Raw genomic sequence first — 16,635 nt, forward strand, 5'->3', positions numbered from 1 at the left:
TGGAGTCCCGCCATCCTAGCACAGGAGGCCGCCAAACGAAGCCGTTGCCCTCCGCCCTCAAGGGTTTATGGTGCGCCCGGCCCGCCCCCAGGCGGAACCTCAAGGACTCCCGGCTGGCGCGCCTCGCCCGGCTGCAACCGTAAAACTCAAGCTACGGACACACACATGGCTAAAGTCGCTTTCCTCGGTCTCGGCGTGATGGGCTTCCCCATGGCCGGACACCTCGTGAAAAAAGGGGGCCATGAGGTCACCGTCTACAACCGCACCGCGGCCAAGGCGAAGGAGTGGGCGGACAAGTTCGGCGGCAAGACCGCAGCGACCCCGAAGGCTGCGGCCGAAGGCCAGGACTTCGTGATGTGCTGCGTCGGCAACGACAACGATCTGCGCGCGGTCACGATCGGCGCCGACGGCGCCTTCGCGGGCATGAAGAAGGGCGCGACCTTCGTCGACCACACCACAGCCTCCGCTGAAGCCGCCCGCGAGCTCGACGCTGCCGCGACCAAGGCCGGCTTCAGGTTCATCGACGCACCGGTTTCCGGCGGCCAGGCCGGCGCCGAGAACGGCGTGCTGACAGTGATGTGCGGCGGCGCGCAGGATGTCTATGCCGGCGCCGAGCCTGTTATCACGGGCTCCTATGCGCGGATGTGCAAGCTGCTCGGGCCTGCCGGAAGCGGCCAGCTGACCAAGATGGTCAACCAAATCTGCATCGCCGGCCTCGTGCAGGGCCTCTCCGAAGGGATCCACTTCGCCAAGAAGAGCGGGCTCGACGTCGCCGCCGTGATCGAGACCATCTCCAAGGGCGCGGCGCAGTCCTGGCAGATGGAGAACCGCTACAAGACCATGAACGAAGGCAAGTACGATTTCGGCTTCGCGGTCGAATGGATGCGCAAGGATCTCTCGATCGCGCTGGCTGAGGCCCGCCGCAACGGCGCCAACCTGCCGGTCACTGCCCTGGTCGACCAATTCTACGCCGAGGTCGAGAAGATGGGCGGCAAGCGCTGGGATACGTCGAGCCTGCTCGCCCGCCTGCAGCGCTGACCCGATACTGCCTTGCTGACCGCGATTGCCGCACTCTTCGTCCTGACCTATGCGGCGATCGCGCTCGAGCACCCGCTTGGGATCAGCAAGACCGCGACCGCGCTTCTCGGCGCGGGGCTATTGTGGACGATCTACGCGGTCACGATCAGCGATCACGCGCTGATCAGCCATCAGCTCGACGAATCCGTCGCGTCCACCGCGCAAATCGTGTTCTTCCTGATCGGGGCGATGACGATCGTCGAGGTGGTCGACGCCCATGACGGCTTCGAGGTCATTACCTCGCGCATCAACACCACGAGCCAGGTCACACTGTTGTGGCTGGTCGGTTTCGTATCATTCGTCCTGAGTGCGATCCTGGACAATCTGACGACGACCATCGTCATGGTCTCGCTGATCCAGCGGCTGATTGCCCGACGCGACGACCGCTTGCTGTTCGCCTCCCTCATCGTCATCGCCGCGAACGCCGGCGGCGCATGGACCGTGATCGGCGACGTCACCACCACCATGCTGTGGATCGGAGGCCAGATCACGCCATTGAGGATCATGCGCGCCCTGTTCCTACCCTCGCTGGTCAATTTGCTTGTGCCGCTGGCTTTCATCAGCCTGTCGCTCAGGGGCAAGACCATCGCGGCGCCACAAAGAGACCACGAATTGCTCACCGTCAACGGGTTCGAACGTAACCTGATGTTCTATCTCGGCCTCGGCGTGCTGATTGCGGTGCCGGCTTTCAAGACGCTCACGCATCTGCCGCCCTTCATGGGCGTGCTGCTCGCCCTCGGCATCGTCTGGCTGGTCGGCGAGATCGTTCACCGCGACAAGGACGAGCACGTGCGCCGGCCCCTCTCGCTCGCGCACGCGCTGACCCGGATCGACATGGGCTCGATCGTGTTCTTCCTCGGCATTCTGCTGGCGGTCGCCTGCCTGGAGCATGCCGGCCTCCTGACAATGCTGGCCAGATGGCTGGAGGCCACCATCGGGCGCCAGGACGTCATCGTCGTCGTGCTGGGCCTGCTCAGTGCCATCGTCGACAACGTGCCGCTGGTCGCAGCGACCATGGGCATGTACGACCTCGGCCACTATCCGGCAGACAGCTTCCTCTGGGAGTTCATCGCCTATTGCGCCGGCACCGGTGGCTCGATCCTGGTGATCGGCTCGGCCGCAGGCGTTGCCGCCATGGGGCTCGAACGGATCGAGTTCCTCTGGTACGCCCGCCGCATCGCCGGTGTCGCACTTGCGGGTTATCTGGCCGGGGCCGTGGTCTATGTCGCGCAGCATGCGTGGCTGCACTGAAGGGGCGTCTGCCCGATCCAAATTAACGCACCGTTAACGTAATTCTTTAGCTCCTTAAGTCACCTCTTAAGGATTTCTTGCCAGAGATAGACAATGCAGAAGGCTCGCGTCCGACGCGGGCAGGAATCGTTGTTGCTTGATGAGTAACCCCGCTGAAAAGCCTGAGGTCGTGCAGCTTCCGGCCGCGCCGGTCAGCGCTCCATCAGCGAGCAGCCGACGGGCTGCCTCGCAGCGGGTGCGCGAGGCACGCGATAAGTTAACGTCGACCAGCGGAACCCGGCCGGCCTTCGACGCCGAGATGCTGCGCCAATATGCGCAGACGCGGCTGTCGGCCTCCTATGTCGTGATGCTGCTGGTGGTCGCGACCGGCTTGCTGTTCGGGTTGTGGATGCAGCCGATCCCGGCCGCAGCCTGGACGGCCGGCATGATCTGCATCCATGCGGCGATGATCCGCAGTTGCAGCCGCTTCCTCGCCGAACCCGCCTCGCCCAGCGCGACGCGTGCCTGGCGGACCCGTTTTGTCGTGCTCGATCTGCTCTACGGCCTGTGCTGGATGGCGATCCTGATCCATCCCGTGCTCGACACCGTCACGGAAACGCTGATGATGTTCCTGATGCTGCTGGTGATCGCAGTATCGAGCATGCTCGCTGCCAACCTGCCGATCGCTGCGCTCGCCGCCACCGCACCGGTCGCAGTCGCCATGGCCTTGAGCTTTGCGATGAGCGGTTCGCTCGACAACTACATCCTCGCCGCCCTCGCCCTCGCGGCTGAAGGCTATTTCGCGCTGCTGGCGCACCGCCTTCACTCCTCGACCTTCGCCACGCTCGAGGCACGCGCCGAGAAGGACGCGCTGATCGGCGAGCTCGAACAGGCCAAGGCGATCTCGGACGAAGCGCGCCACCGCGCCGAATCCGCCAACGTCGCCAAATCGCGCTTCCTCGCCCAGATGAGCCACGAGCTGCGGACGCCGCTCAATGCCATCCTCGGCTTCTCCGAGGTGATGAAGAGCGAGATATTCGGCGCGCACGCAGTGCCGGTCTACAAGGAATATTCCGCCGACATCCACAATTCCGGCGTACATCTGCTTAATCTGATCAACGAGATCCTCGATCTGTCGCGGATCGAGGCGGGCCGTTACGAGCTCAACGAGGAAGCCGTGTCGCTGGTCGGGATCGTCGCCGACTGCCATCATCTAATGAAGCTGCGCGCCTCCAGCCGCGGCATCACCATCCACGAAGTGTTCGAGCAGGCCATGCCGCGGCTCTGGGCCGACGAGCGCGCGATCCGCCAGGTCGTGCTCAACCTGCTCTCCAACTCGATCAAGTTCACTCCGCAAGGCGGCGAGATCTGGCTCAAGGCCGGCTGGACCGCCTCGGGCGGGCAGTATCTCTCGGTGAAGGATTCCGGCTCGGGCATTCCCGAGGACGAGATCCCGGTCGTGCTGGCCTCGTTCGGCCAGGGCTCCAACTCGATCAAATCGGCCGAACAGGGTGCAGGCCTCGGCCTGCCCATCGCCAAGAACCTGATCGACCTGCATGGCGGCACGTTCACGCTGAAGTCGAAGCTGCGCATCGGCACCGAGGTGATCGTCACCTTCCCGCCGGAGCGCGTGATGAGCGCTCTGGCGCCGCTTTCGGAGGATGCGCCGCCGCTGCAGCCGGAGGGATCCTCTGTGCCCGACGAGAAGCGCAGGCCGCGCCACAAGCCGATCATGAGCGCGGGCACGGGCTCCTAGCGATGCTTGCACAGATGCCCGACCATCCCACATTATGTCCCGATGAACAGAGAAACGCCGTGCGTCGCCGTCTGCATGATCGATCCCAAAACCAAGCTATGCTTCGGCTGCGGAAGGACCCTGCCGGAGATCGCGCGCTGGCACGCAATGGAAAGCGCGGAACGGCTCGCATTGATGGCGCTGTTGCCGGCGCGGATGGCGGACGCCGGTCTCGTGCCGGTCGCGGGATCGCCGAAACGCGCCTGATTGTCTTGCGCGCCGTTGGGGGCGCGAAATGATCCGCTTCCTGCTCGTTCTGATGATGCTCGCCGCCACCGCAGGCGCGGTGGTTGCCTATGGCGATCCCGACCAGATCGCACGCGCCAAGCACACGGTTTCGCATATGTTGCGCGGGCCAGCGGAATCGCCCGCCTCCGCTCCCGCCGTGCAGATCCAGCGGAGCCAGGGCGGCGAATTCGCCCTGCGCGCCAAGATCAACGGCGTCGCCGCGCCGATGGTGATTGATACCGGCGCCACGACCGTGGTGCTGACCTGGGAAACCGCAAAAGCGATCGGCCTGCCGCTCGAGATGCTCGAATACGACGTCGATCTCGAAACCGCCGGCGGCCACACCAAGGCCGCCCGACTGACGATCGACCGTCTCGCCGTCGGCCATCTCGTCGAGAAATCGGTGCCGGCCCTCGTCGTGCCGCGCGGGCTGATGAAGACCAACCTTCTCGGCATGAGCTTCCTCGACCGCCTCGAGAGCTGGGGCGTGCGTTCCGACACGTTGATGCTCACCGGCTATCCCGAGCTCCAGATCAGCCACCGGCGCGCTCGCATGGCGGTCGATTAGGCACGGGCGCCGCTTTCCGCCGGACTGGAATGCTGCGAAATTCCACCGCCTCCGCGTCGGCGTGAACTATCATCTGGACCGGTTTCGCTGAGACCAATCGGCTGTTACGCGGCCGCTTCTGCCGGTTCACGCGCACCGACACGCGCGATCGCATCGCGCAACACATCGACGCCGGCCCCGGGCTTCACACCCTGCTCGGCGAGATGACGGCGGAACGCGCGCGCACCGGGCACCGCGTGGAAAGCGCCGACGAAATGCCGCGTGATCGCATGCAGCCGCGTGCTACGCGCAAGCTGCGCCTCGATATAGGGCGTCATCGCCTCGAACGCGTCCTGCATGGTCGCATACGGCGCCACCACGCCAAAAATATCGGAATCGACCGACAGCAACCGCCACGGCTCCTGATAAGCGGCACGGCCGAGCATCACACCGTCGACATGCGCAAGATGCATTCTCGCCTCCTCGATGCTCAAGATGCCGCCGTTGATGATGACAGGCACATCAGGCATCGCGCGCTTGAGACGATAGACGCGATCGTAGTCCAGCGGCGGGATGTCGCGGTTCTCCTTCGGCGACAGGCCGTTGAGCCAGGCCTTGCGGGCATGCACGATCAGCGCATCGCAACCAGCGGCGACCACGGCGCGCGCGAGCGTATCGAGCGACGCCTCCGGATCCTGATCATCGATGCCGATACGACACTTCACCGTAACGGGCACGGCGACCGCGCGCTTCATCGCCTCGACGCACCGCGCCACGAGGTCCGGCTCCGCCATCAGGCAGGCACCGAAGCGACCGTCCTTCACGCGATCAGACGGGCACCCCACGTTCAGGTCGATCTCGTCATAGCCGAAACCTTCGCCGATCCGCGCCGCCTCGGCGAGGTCGTGCGGATCAGAGCCGCCGAGCTGGAGCGCCACCGGATGCTCGACCGCGTCGAAGCCGAGCAACCGCTCCCGATCGCCATGAATGATGGCACCGGTGGTGAGCATCTCCGTATAGAGCAGTGCCCGTGTCGTCAGGTGACGGTGGAAGACACGGCAGTGCCGGTCGGTCCAATCCATCATCGGGGCGACGGAGAATTTTCGATCCAAGTCGTTCATTGTACTGAGATATTTTGCATCCGATCGGTCCCATGTGAAATTGGACCGATTGAAACTCCGGTTTGACGAGGCCTTTCGCGGCCCGGCTCTTCTAGGGCCATATAGGCATGAATTGGAAGGAAAAATCACAGCTCTTCGAGGCGACGCCAGCCATGGAGCACGCGGCGGTCATGTGACCTGAACGCGAAGAAGCAACCGCCGCCGGCGGGCTGATCATGGACGCGAGCAATCTCCAATCCGGAATAATGACAGTACATGAGAGTACCAACGCCACCATGGCCGACGAAAAGCACATCGCCAGGCGTATCGCGCGCCAGCACCTGCTCGACTTCCCGGACAATGCGCAGCTGCGCGTCAACCGCTCGTTCCCAGCCACGCACGCTGACGTGGGGCTGCCCGAAGAACTGATTGGCCACCGCCTCGAACTCGTCGACGACGAGAAATCCCGTCGCCGATCGGTCGTTCTCATGCATCGTCTCGCGCACCTCGACGTCGACGCCCAGCTTTGCGGCAATGATCTGAGCGGTCTCGATCGCCTTTCGCTCTCCGCTGGAGATGACCCGCGTGGTGCCCGACAGCAGTCCGGTGCGCGTCACGCTCTCTGTACGCGCTTTCCCAACCTCACTCAGGCCCCAGCGCGGAACGGGGATCGACGGATCGACATTCACTTCAGGATGCGTCAGATAGCGTACGACATTTGTCATGAGTGAACGATCACGCCACAAGGCCTGCATGCAACAGAAACTCGAGACGAGCAGCAGGCGGCTCGGTCACGTCATCCGAACCCAGGCGCCCTTGGATGCCGAGGATCTCACCGCAGCATCGATGAACTTCACGCCTGCAAGCCCATCTTCAACGGTCGGGAAGATGACCGCGGGATCGGGCCGTTCACCGGCCCCTGCCGCGCGGATAGCGCGCGCTGCCTCGGCATAGATTGTTGCGAAACCTTCCAGATAGCCCTCGGGGTGGCCCGAGGGGATGCGCGTAACGCGGCTCGCCTCGCCCAAGGCTCCGGCGCCGCCGCGGGTCAGGAGCTGCCTGGGCCGGCCGTAGGGCGTGAACCAGAGCCGGTTCGGATTCTCCTGCGCCCATTCGAGACCGCCTTTGCTGCCGTAGACGCGCAGGGTGAGGCCGTTCTCATTGCCGACGGCAACCTGACTCGCCCACAGCATGCCCCTGGCGCCGCCCTTCCACTTGAGAAGGATCTGGACATCATCATCGAGACGCCGCCCCTCGACAAAGGTCGACAGCTGGGCGAGCAGCTCGTCGAGCTCGAGCCCGGTGACGAAGCAGGCCAGATTGTAAGCGTGAGTGCCGATATCGCCGATACATCCGCCGGCGCCGGACCGGGCGGGATCCGTCCGCCACGCCGCCTGCTTCTGGCCGCTGACCTCCAATCGCTCCGTCAACCAATCCTGCAGATATTCGGCCTGCACCAGCCGGATTTCGCCAAGGTCGCCATTTGCGATCATGGCCCGAGCCTGCCGGACCATGGGGTATCCCGTGTAATTGTGCGTCACCACGAATACCCTGCCGGTCCTTTTGGCCAGTGCTACCAGCTCCTCGGCCTCCGCGACGGTTGTCGTCAGTGGCTTGTCGCAGATCACGTGGATGCCGGCTTCCAGGAAAGCTTTCGCGACCGGGCCGTGCATGTGATTGGGCGTCACGATCGACACCGCCTCGATGCCGTCCGCTCGCGCAGCTTCCGCCTTCGCCATCTCCTCGAACGATCCGTAGGCACGGTTGTCGGCGATGCCGAGCTCCTTTGCGGAAGCCCTGGCGCGAGCCGGATCGGATGCGAGCGCACCGGCGACCAGCTCGAACTGGTCGTCGATGCGAGCAGCAATGCGGTGGACCGCGCCGATGAAGGCCCCCTGGCCGCCTCCGACCATGCCGAGCCGGATACGACGATGACCGCCAGTCTCGTTGCCTGCTTCGATTGCCATCTGTTGCCTCGCTCAGGAGATGCCGAGCATCTTGCGGTTCATCTGGACGTCAGTGCCGGCGCCGGCGAAGTCATCGAAGGCCTTTTCGGTGACCCGGATGATATGGTTCCTGATGAACTCGGCGCCTTCGCGCGCACCGTCCTCGGGATGCTTTAGCGCGCATTCCCATTCGAGCACGGCCCAGCTGTCGTAATCATACTGCGTCAGCTTGGAGAACACCGCGCCGAAATCGATCTGCCCGTCACCAGGCGAGCGGAAGCGGCCGGCCCTGTTCACCCAGCCCTGGAATCCGCCATAGACGCCTTGCCTGCCGGTCGGGTTGAACTCGGCGTCCTTGACGTGAAAGGCCTTGATGCGGTCGTGGTAGATGTCGATGTAGTCGAGATAGTCGAGCTGCTGCAGCACGAAGTGCGAGGGGTCGTAGAGCAGGTTCGCCCGCGGATGGTTGTCCACCCTTTCGAGGAACATCTCGTAGGAGACGCCGTCGTGGAGATCTTCGCCGGGATGAATCTCGTAGGCGAGATCGACGCCGTGCGCATCCGCTTCGTCGAGGATCGGCCGCCATCGCCTCGCGAGCTCGTCGAAGGCCTCCTCGACGAGGCCGGGTGGGCGCTGCGGCCACGGATAAATATAGGGCCAGGCGAGCGCACCCGAGAAGGTCGCGTGCGCCGTGAGCCCGAGGCGCCTTGAGGCGCGGATCGCGGACTTGACCTGGTCGACGGCCCATTCGGTGCGCGCTTTCGGATTGCCTCGCACCTCAGGCGCGGCGAAGCCGTCGAACACGGCGTCATAGGCCGGATGCACCGCGACGAGCTGGCCCTGCAGATGGGTTGAAAGCTCGGAGATCGCCAGGCCATGACTGGCGGCAACGCCTTTCACCTCGTCAGCGTAGCCTTGCGACTCCGCGGCCTTCTTCAGATCGAACAGCCGCCCATCCCAGCTCGGGATCTGGACGCCGATGTAGCCGAGCGAGGCGGCCCATTTGCAGATCGACTCGAAGGAATTGAACGGCGCCGTGTCGGTTGCGAACTGAGCGAGGAAGATTGCGGGTCCCTTGATCATCTTCATCGAATGATTCCTTCTGATTTTGTTTTGCGCGGCGGCCTCGGACCCGCGGCAGTTACGGCAGATTGTCGCGCAGGAAAATGTCGATCCGGATACGCTCCTGATCGTGGCTGATCGGCTCTTCCATGCAATGCGCCAGCAGCACCCGCGCCGCCGACCGTGCCTCGTGGCCTGGATCCTGGTTGATGATGGCATCGAGCGTGCCGCGGACCAGAAAACGCCGCGTATACTGCGTCAGTTCGTGGGTGATCCAGACCACGTCTCGCGCGCGGCCGGACGCCTCGAGCGCATCGGCGATGCCGCGGTTTCCGGCGCCGCAGCAATATATGCCGCGCAGATCGGCATGCCGCGCGAGCAGCGTGGCGGTGAGCTCCCGCGTGCGCTCGCTGTCGTCGCGTCCCTCGATGACCGGGAGCGCGCGCAGGTTCGGATACTCGCTCGACAGGATCTGATGGAAGCCGAATTGGCGCTCGGTGTGATCGCGCAATGACAACGATCCCGCGATCACGGCGACCGTTCCCCCTTGCCCGGCAAGGAAACGGCCCATCAGCGTTGCAGCGGTGCGCCCGGCCGCCGGATTGTCGATACCGACATAGTGCAGGCGGCGCGAGCTCGGCGCGTCCGACACCAGCGTCACCACGGCGACGCCGCGCGCGGTGAGCTCATCGATGGCAGCGCGCACTCTGGGATGGTCGAGCGCGATGACCGCGACACCCTGGTAGGCCGGCGACAGATTCTCCAGCGCGCTTGCCAGCACATCCGGATCGAACACGTCGACATGGTGGATATCGATGAAGCCGCGCTGGCCGGCGAGCCAGTCTGCGGTGCGCTGGACCTGCTCGGTCAGGCTGGTCATGAAGCTGTTGCTGCCGGAGGGCAGCACGAATGCGAAGCGAAAACTGTGCCCGCGAGCAAGCCGCGCGGCCGCAACATCCGCGCGGTAGCCGAGCTTGGCCACAGCAGCCTCGACCCGCGCGACAGTCTTGGCGCGCACGCCCTCGCGCCGATTGACGACGCGATCGACGGTGGCGAGCGAAACGCCCGCCGCACGCGCGACGTCCTCCAGCGTGGCGCGAACCGCCGGCTGCGTCGCGCCGGCTGTCATTCGCGCGCCGCCCACAGCATGCCGCGGGTCATCAACGTCCGGATCTCCGGCACGTCGAGCTCGTAGGCGCGGTGGCCGAGCGAGGAATAGAACACCCTGCCCGCGCCATAACGCTTCTTCCAGACCACCGGCATCACCACGCCATCGATCCAGGATGCGTGCTCGCCGCTAAAAGTCGTCGTCGCCAACACATCGATAGCGGGGTCGATATGCATGTAATACTGCTCGGAACGATGGTCGAAGCTCTTCAGTCCCGTCATGATGGGATCGTCGGGCTTGGTCACGTCGACCTTGTAGTCGATGATGTTGCCGGGATGCGCAACCCACTGTCCGCCGCACAGGAACTGGTAGTCCACAGAATCGCGGAACGCATCGCACATGCCGCCATGATGGCCGGCGAGCCCAACGCCACTACGCACCGCCGCGCAGAGGTTGAGCGCGTCTGCCTTCTCGATCTTCGACATGGTGTAGATCGGGATGATCAAGGAGAGGTCATGAATCCGGGGATCGCCGAATGCCTCCGTCGTCGTCTCAATCCGGACCTCGAAGCCTTCCGCCTTGAGCCAGCCGCGGATCATCGAGGCACAGAGATCGGGATCGTGCCCGGGCCAGCCGCCCCATACAATCATTGCCTTGCGCATGGTCATTTCCTCAGTCGATCTGTCCGGTTTCACGTCCGGCCGGCAGCATCGCCGGCCGCTCGACGTGGCTCTCGATCTTGACGCGCCGCCCTTCGTCGGCGGAGGTCTGGAACGCCTCCATCACCTCCAGCACGTGAAAGGCGAGCGCACCGCTGGCACGATGCGGCCGGTCGTTCAGAATCGCGGACGCCATGTCGGCGACGCCAATGGAACGGAACTCGCCTTCGACATGACCGTGTGTCAACGGCATCGTTTCCCATTCACCGCCGGTCTTCGCGACCTGCACCTCGCCGCCGAAGCGGTTCGGATCCGGCACCAGCATGCTGCCCTTGTCGCCGTAGATCTCGATCGGCAAGTGACGGTGCTTAGGCACATCGAAGCTCATCGCGATCGAGACCACTGCCCCGCTCTCGAATTCGAGCGTCCCTGCGACATGGGTCGAAACCTCGACGGGGATCAAGGTGCCATTCATCGGCTGGCTGGTGACCAGACGCTCGGATTTCGGCCGCGCGGTCGAGCCCATCACACTGGCGACCGGCCCCAAGAGCTGCACGAGATCGGTGATGTAGTACGGGCCCATGTCGAGCATCGGCCCACCGCCGCGCAGGTAGTAGAACCCTGGCGCCGGATGCCAACGCTCGTGGCCAGGACAGCCAAAGAACGCGCTGCCCGCAACGGGCGTGCCGATCGCACCGTCGTCAATCAGCTTGCGCGCGGTCTGGTGCCCACCGCCGAGGAACGTGTCGGGCGCGCAGCCGACGCGAAGGCCCTTGTGAGCGGCGAGATCCATCACCTTGCGGGCCTCCGCGACGTTGATGCCGAGCGGCTTCTCTGAATGAACGTGCTTGCCGGCGTTCAGTACCGCGAGGCTGACGTCGGTGTGGGCAAGCGGCACGGTGAGATTGATGACGATCTCGACGTCGTCGCGCTTGAGCAGCTGGTCGACCCGCATGGCTGGTAGTCCAAAGGCGGCGCCCTGGCGCTCGGCGACATCGCTGCGCATGTCGGCCAATGCCCTCACCTCCATGACCGGAAAGCGCTGCGCTGCCTTGATGTAAGCGGTGCTGATCACACCACAGCCGATGATTCCGACGCCGACTTTTCTCATTGTTGTCTCCGTAAAGTAGCCTTCATCCCTTGACCGCGCCTGCCGTGAGGCCGGCGACGATGTGCTTTTGCGCCAACAGGAACAAAATGATCGTCGGCAGGATGGTGAGCGTGATGAAGGCCAGGATCAGGTGCCATTCGGACGAGTATTCGCCCTGATAGATCATGATGCCGAGTGGCCAGGGATAGAGCGCATCGGTGTTGAGCATCACCAGCGGCAGCAGATAGGCATTCCAGCTGTTAACGAAGGTGATGGTGCCGACGGTCGCCAGGATTGGCCGCGACAACGGCAGCGTCACGTAGCGGAAGAACTTGATGTAGCTACAGCCGTCGACCAGCGCCGCTTCGAGCAGCTCGTGAGGAATGTCCTTGAAGAAGCGCCGCAGCAGCAGCACGCTCATGGCAAGGCTGAAGGCCACCTGCGGCAACGCGACGCCGAAATAAGTATCGAGCAGCCCGAGATCGCGCACCTTGATGAACAGCGGCAGCACGGCAGTCGCCGCCGGAAACAGCAGGCCAAGCGTCAGATAGCTCAGCAACATTGAGCTGCCGAAGAACCTGACATGGGCGAAGGTGAACGCCGCCATCGACGCGACGATCAGGGTCAAGGTCACCGTGAGGGTCGAGATAACAAGCGAGTTGCGCAGGAGTTGCCAGTAGCGCCCGGAGAACAGTATGTCGGCATAATTCTGCCATTCCCAATGACGGGGCAGGCCGAACGGATTGACACGCAGCTCGCCCAGCGATTTGAAGCCACCGAGCAAGGTGGCGAGCAGCGGCACCAGCACGAAGATGGCGACAACAACGAGGAACGCCGCCTTGAACAGTACGGCGGGATCGAACGGCGCGCGGGTCACCTCGGCATCATTCATCGCGCATGAACCATCGCTTGTAGGTGAACGCAAAGGTCACGCAGATCACGAACAGGATGACGCCGATGGCGCTACCATAGCCAACCCGCATCCGCGAAATGCCGTTGTTGTAAAGGAAGCTCACCATCGTGTTGGAGGAATCCGCCGGTCCCCCGCGCGTCAGCGGCATGACGAGATCGAACAGCTGCAGCGAACCGACGATGGCGAAGAACACGGAGAGGCGGATCGTCGGATAGAGCAAGGGAATGACGACATGGCGCAGGGATTGCGAGCGCGTTGCGCCGTCGATCCGCGCCGCTTCGATCAGGCTCTTGTCGAGGCTCTGGAGCGCCGCGATGAACAGCATCATGTGGAAGCCAAAGTACTTCCAGACGATCACAATCAGCACCGCGAGCATCGCGGTGTCGGTGGAGGCCAAGAGATGCGGCGGCTCCGCGCCGAAGACACGCCAGATCGAGGCAACGAGGCCGTAGTCGCCGTCGTAAACGAAGCTGAAAATCAATCCGGTCGCGATCTCGGCGAGGATATAGGGCATGAAGAACAGCATGCGCAGCGCCACCGCGCCGCGAAACTTCTCGGCCAGCATCAAGGCCAATGTCAGCGCGAGCGGCAGCTGGACCGCAAGCGAGACTGCAACGATCAGCCCGTTGTTGCGCAGCGCCAGCCAGAAGGCGCGCGTTTCCAGCACGAAGCGGTAATTGTCGAAACCGATCCAGCGGGTCGGCCTGCCGAATCCGTTCCAGTTGAAGCCTGAATACCAGGCCGCCTCACCGATCGGCAGCACCACGAACAGCGTGAACAGCAGCAATGCCGGCGGCAGGAACAGGATCAGGACGGTGAAACGGCCGTCCCAGCTGGGGCCGCGGCTCGCGACATGCGAAGCTGCCTCGCCAGCAACGTTGATCGGCGAGGCGATCGCGATCCGACGCGCCACCGTCAGTTACCCTGCTTGTACGCCGCTTCGATCGCTTTCGCGGCGTCCTGCGGGCTCATGCTGCCGCCGGCGATTTCAGCAGTAACGTCGTTGACGACGCGACCGACCGAGGGACCAAGGCTCTGGTCATAGAAGTTCTGATGATAATTGGACTTCGCCAGATTGGCCGCGATCTGCTTCATGAAGGCGCTCTTGAGGCCGTCCTCGCCGCCCTTGACGACGGGAACGATGAAGTTGCCGGCAGCGAGCCGAGCCTGCACGTCCTTGGAGATAAAGAATTTCAGGAAGTCGACCGCCTCCTTCGGCGAGTCCTTGGTGACCAACCAGCCGGTAATGCCGCCGAGCGTATCGGACGGATCACCCTTGCCGCCGGGTACGACCGGAAAATCGAACCAGCCGAGCTTGTCGTCACTGAGCCCGACCTTGTCGGCGGCGAGTGCGCGCTGGGTGTGATAGAAGGACGAGATGGCCAGGATCATCGCGGCTTTTCCGTCACCGAAATAGCCGACCGCCTGTGGGTTCTTGAAGCCGAGGAAGCCGTTCTGGAACGGCTGCAGATCAACGAGCTGCTTGAACAACTCGCCGGATTTCTGGAAAGTTTCGCCGGCGAAGCCGCCGTTTTCGCCCTTCAGCGCTGCATCGAAGGCCGGCTTGCCGCCGATGCGCACTGCAAGATGCGTCCAGTAGAAATGCAGCGGCCATTTATCGGCACCGCCAACCACAATCGGGGTCACACCCGCAGCCTTCAGCGTTTTCACCGCTCCGAGCAGATCGTCCCATGTCTTGATCTTGCTTGCATCGGCATTACCCTTGGCCATCAAATCCTTGTTGTAGAGGAAACCGACCTGCGACAGTGCGATCGGAAGTCCAAAGACGCGGCCATTCTGGGTGAAGGCGGCGAGCGCCGCCGGTGCGATCGCGTCGCTGTAGCCGCCGCTCTTCACAGAATCGGTGATGTCTTCCAGCACGCCGGCTTCGATCTGTGTCTTCAGAACGCCGCCTGCCCAGCTGTAGATGATGTTCGGCCGGTCCTTTGATTGCAGGATGGTCGGCAGCTTGGCCTTGTAGGCCTCGTTCTCGAGGAACTGCATCTCGACCTTCACACCGGGATGCGACGCCTCGTAGCTACGCGCGACCTCCTCCCAGACCTTCACCTGGGCCGGATTGACCTCGATGTGGAGCCATTTGACGGTCGTGTCGGCCGACGCGGAGTTCGCCCAAAGCAGGCATGCAGCAGCGGTGAGTCCCAGCCTGGCGAGCAGCCTCATCACATCCTCCCGATCGAGTCTTAATTTTCTTTGGCCGCGATCCTGCCTTCAATTTTTGAGGTACGCAACTAAAATTCTGACCTATGCACCTCACGACGAGAATGGCTAAGGTTAGCAAAAGAGTCGGGGCGGCTTTCGCGGCTCCCAAAGTAATACTGAGAGGTTCCCATGGCCGCCATCTATTCCGACCTCGCCGGCAAGGTCGTCCTGGTCACTGGAGGCGCAGCGGGAATCGGTGCTGCAATCGTGCGTCACTTCGCGGAGCAAAAATCCAAGGTCGTGTTCTTTGACATCAAGGTCGACGCGGGCGAACGCCTGGCGCGCGAGCTTTCCGACCAAGGTCTGGCAGCACATTTCCAGCGCGTCGACCTGACCGACATTCCTGCCCTTCGCGCTGGCGTCGCGGAGGCGCGTAAAGCGCACGGCGCGATCAACATCCTGGTCAACAACGCAGCGCATGACGAACGGCACAACACCGAGGAGATGACGCCCGAATATTGGGACGACCGCATCGCGGTGAATTTGAAGCACCAGTTCTTTGCGTCGCAGGCCGTGTTGCCGGACATGAAGGCGGCCAATGCCGGTGCCATCATCAATTTTGGCTCAGTGTCGTGGATCGCAGGACAAGGCGGCATGGCCGCCTACACGGCCAGCAAATCAGGCGTCATCGGGCTGACACGCTCGCTCGCGCGTGACTATGGCCCCTACAACATCCGCGTGAACGCAATCGCACCGGGGTGGATCATGACCGAGCGCCAGCTCGAGAAATGGATGACGCCCGCCGGCGAGGCCGAACTGCAGCAGCGACAATGCCTGAAACGCCGGCTCGTGCCGGACGAGGTCGCGAAATTCACCGTCTTCCTCGCCTCGGACGAAGCCTCCGCGTGCACCGCCCAACACTACATCGTCGATGGCGGCTGGGTCTGAGACGTGCGGCGAACTCAATCGAGCCTTCGTCACCTGATGACCGCGGCTGCGTGAAAGATACGCCCCCAACGCGCAAGAGCCCTGGTGTCGCTGCCCGCAAGGCCGACTGCCCGCCACAGCGTGACGGCGACGGAATCCAGCACGGCGATATCCAATTCCTGCTCGAGAGAGGCCGCAACGGCAGCGCCATCGAGATTGGTGCAGAGGATAACGGCCGCGTCGGCGCCCTCGGCTGCGACCGCCCTGACCATGTCCGCGATGGCTGCGGGTGTGACCTCGCCAAAGGAGAAATTGTCGCGTAGCCCGAGATGCCGCTCCGCATGCGGGGCGATTCCCTCTTCAGCCCAGACATCGCCGATCCGCCGTTGCACGTCATCCGTATAGGGCGAGACCAGACCGACACGTTTCGTACCAAGCGTGCGGGCAGCCTCGATGCAGGCGAGCGTCGAAGTGGTAGCGGGCACACCGGTACGCGCTGTGATCGCCTGGCAAAGGCTCCTGTCTCTGTCGATGCCGAGCCAGCTTGCGGACGTCCCGTTCCAGGCTATCGCGTCGACTTTGGCGTCGGCCAGCAGATCAGCCGCCGGCAGCATGACCGAGGCATCGAACTGGCTCAGCGCCGCGGCATCGAGTGCTATCTCGGTGACGCGGAAGCGCGAGAAATGGGCGGTGACACCGTCAACGCCATGCAGCATCGCGCTGGTGACGGGCTCCAGCACAGAGTTGGAGGAAGGCGTGATCATGCCGAGGCGTTTGCGCAGGATCGACATTG

Annotated in this window: 17 protein-coding genes; 6 read left to right on the forward strand and 11 right to left on the reverse strand. The window is 63.6% G+C overall.

What is annotated here, in order from left to right; genetic code table 11:
- Window positions 1-165 precede the first annotated feature (165 nt).
- From JQ621_RS06085 to JQ621_RS06105, 5 genes are all read left to right on the forward strand, one after another.
- On the forward strand, window positions 166-1,038 hold the full coding sequence (locus tag JQ621_RS06085; RefSeq protein ID WP_212233471.1) for an NAD(P)-dependent oxidoreductase: 873 nt from the start codon (window positions 166-168) through the stop codon (window positions 1,036-1,038).
- Window positions 1,039-1,050: 12 nt separating this feature from the next.
- Complete coding sequence (gene nhaD / locus JQ621_RS06090; protein WP_212233472.1) at window positions 1,051-2,328, forward strand: sodium:proton antiporter NhaD; 1,278 nt, start codon at window positions 1,051-1,053, stop codon at window positions 2,326-2,328.
- A gap of 139 nt (window positions 2,329-2,467) precedes the next feature.
- A complete protein-coding gene (locus tag JQ621_RS06095) occupies window positions 2,468-4,063 on the forward strand; it encodes a sensor histidine kinase (protein WP_212233473.1) in 1,596 nt (531 codons plus the stop codon).
- A 42-nt stretch (window positions 4,064-4,105) separates the two neighbouring features.
- Window positions 4,106-4,309 carry a DUF1289 domain-containing protein gene (locus tag JQ621_RS06100; protein WP_212233474.1) on the forward strand — a complete coding sequence of 68 codons (204 nt, stop codon included), beginning with the start codon at window positions 4,106-4,108 and terminating at the stop codon, window positions 4,307-4,309.
- 28 nt (window positions 4,310-4,337) lie between these two features.
- Window positions 4,338-4,898, forward strand: a complete 561-nt coding sequence (locus tag JQ621_RS06105; RefSeq protein WP_212233475.1) for a TIGR02281 family clan AA aspartic protease — start codon at window positions 4,338-4,340, stop codon at window positions 4,896-4,898.
- 104 nt (window positions 4,899-5,002) lie between these two features.
- Here the strand turns inward: JQ621_RS06105 and dusA are convergent, their stop codons facing one another.
- The 10 genes from dusA to JQ621_RS06155 all read right to left on the reverse strand — a co-directional run bounded on the left by dusA (window position 5,003) and on the right by JQ621_RS06155 (window position 14,936).
- A complete protein-coding gene (gene dusA, locus JQ621_RS06110) occupies window positions 5,003-5,998 on the reverse strand; it encodes a tRNA dihydrouridine(20/20a) synthase DusA (protein WP_212233476.1) in 996 nt (331 codons plus the stop codon).
- Window positions 5,999-6,123: 125 nt separating this feature from the next.
- The gene (locus JQ621_RS06115) at window positions 6,124-6,732 is read right to left on the reverse strand and encodes a histidine phosphatase family protein (RefSeq protein ID WP_409334182.1); all 609 of its coding nucleotides are present in this window, start codon (window positions 6,730-6,732) and stop codon (window positions 6,124-6,126) included.
- Window positions 6,733-6,768: 36 nt separating this feature from the next.
- The gene (locus JQ621_RS06120) at window positions 6,769-7,944 is read right to left on the reverse strand and encodes a Gfo/Idh/MocA family protein (RefSeq protein WP_212233477.1); all 1,176 of its coding nucleotides are present in this window, start codon (window positions 7,942-7,944) and stop codon (window positions 6,769-6,771) included.
- Window positions 7,945-7,956: 12 nt separating this feature from the next.
- Window positions 7,957-9,012, reverse strand: coding sequence for a sugar phosphate isomerase/epimerase family protein (locus tag JQ621_RS06125; RefSeq protein WP_212233478.1), 1,056 nt, complete (start codon window positions 9,010-9,012; stop codon window positions 7,957-7,959).
- Between the two features lie 52 nt (window positions 9,013-9,064).
- Complete coding sequence (locus JQ621_RS06130) at window positions 9,065-10,114, reverse strand: LacI family DNA-binding transcriptional regulator (protein WP_212233479.1); 1,050 nt, start codon at window positions 10,112-10,114, stop codon at window positions 9,065-9,067.
- On the reverse strand, window positions 10,111-10,755 hold the full coding sequence (locus JQ621_RS06135) for a ThuA domain-containing protein (RefSeq protein WP_212233480.1): 645 nt from the start codon (window positions 10,753-10,755) through the stop codon (window positions 10,111-10,113). Before JQ621_RS06135 ends, JQ621_RS06130 begins: the two co-directional genes overlap by 4 nt.
- Before the next feature lie 10 nt (window positions 10,756-10,765).
- Complete coding sequence (locus tag JQ621_RS06140; RefSeq protein WP_212233481.1) at window positions 10,766-11,863, reverse strand: Gfo/Idh/MocA family protein; 1,098 nt, start codon at window positions 11,861-11,863, stop codon at window positions 10,766-10,768.
- 22 nt (window positions 11,864-11,885) lie between these two features.
- Complete coding sequence (locus tag JQ621_RS06145) at window positions 11,886-12,734, reverse strand: carbohydrate ABC transporter permease (RefSeq protein WP_212233482.1); 849 nt, start codon at window positions 12,732-12,734, stop codon at window positions 11,886-11,888.
- A complete protein-coding gene (locus tag JQ621_RS06150; RefSeq protein ID WP_212233483.1) occupies window positions 12,727-13,668 on the reverse strand; it encodes a carbohydrate ABC transporter permease in 942 nt (313 codons plus the stop codon). The genes JQ621_RS06145 and JQ621_RS06150 overlap by 8 nt, the downstream gene beginning before the upstream one ends.
- 2 nt (window positions 13,669-13,670) lie before the next feature.
- Window positions 13,671-14,936 carry an extracellular solute-binding protein gene (locus JQ621_RS06155; protein ID WP_212233484.1) on the reverse strand — a complete coding sequence of 422 codons (1,266 nt, stop codon included), beginning with the start codon at window positions 14,934-14,936 and terminating at the stop codon, window positions 13,671-13,673.
- Between the two features lie 168 nt (window positions 14,937-15,104).
- Between JQ621_RS06155 and JQ621_RS06160 the strand changes: the two genes are divergently transcribed.
- Window positions 15,105-15,863, forward strand: a complete 759-nt coding sequence (locus JQ621_RS06160) for an SDR family NAD(P)-dependent oxidoreductase (protein ID WP_212233485.1) — start codon at window positions 15,105-15,107, stop codon at window positions 15,861-15,863.
- Between the two features lie 29 nt (window positions 15,864-15,892).
- Here the strand turns inward: JQ621_RS06160 and JQ621_RS06165 are convergent, their stop codons facing one another.
- On the reverse strand, window positions 15,893-16,633 hold the full coding sequence (locus tag JQ621_RS06165) for a maleate cis-trans isomerase family protein (RefSeq protein WP_212233486.1): 741 nt from the start codon (window positions 16,631-16,633) through the stop codon (window positions 15,893-15,895).
- Between the last annotated feature and the right edge of the window lie 2 nt (window positions 16,634-16,635).

The organism is Bradyrhizobium manausense (genome assembly GCF_018129685.1).
GTDB classification, from domain to species: Bacteria; Pseudomonadota; Alphaproteobacteria; order Rhizobiales; family Xanthobacteraceae; genus Bradyrhizobium; species Bradyrhizobium manausense_D.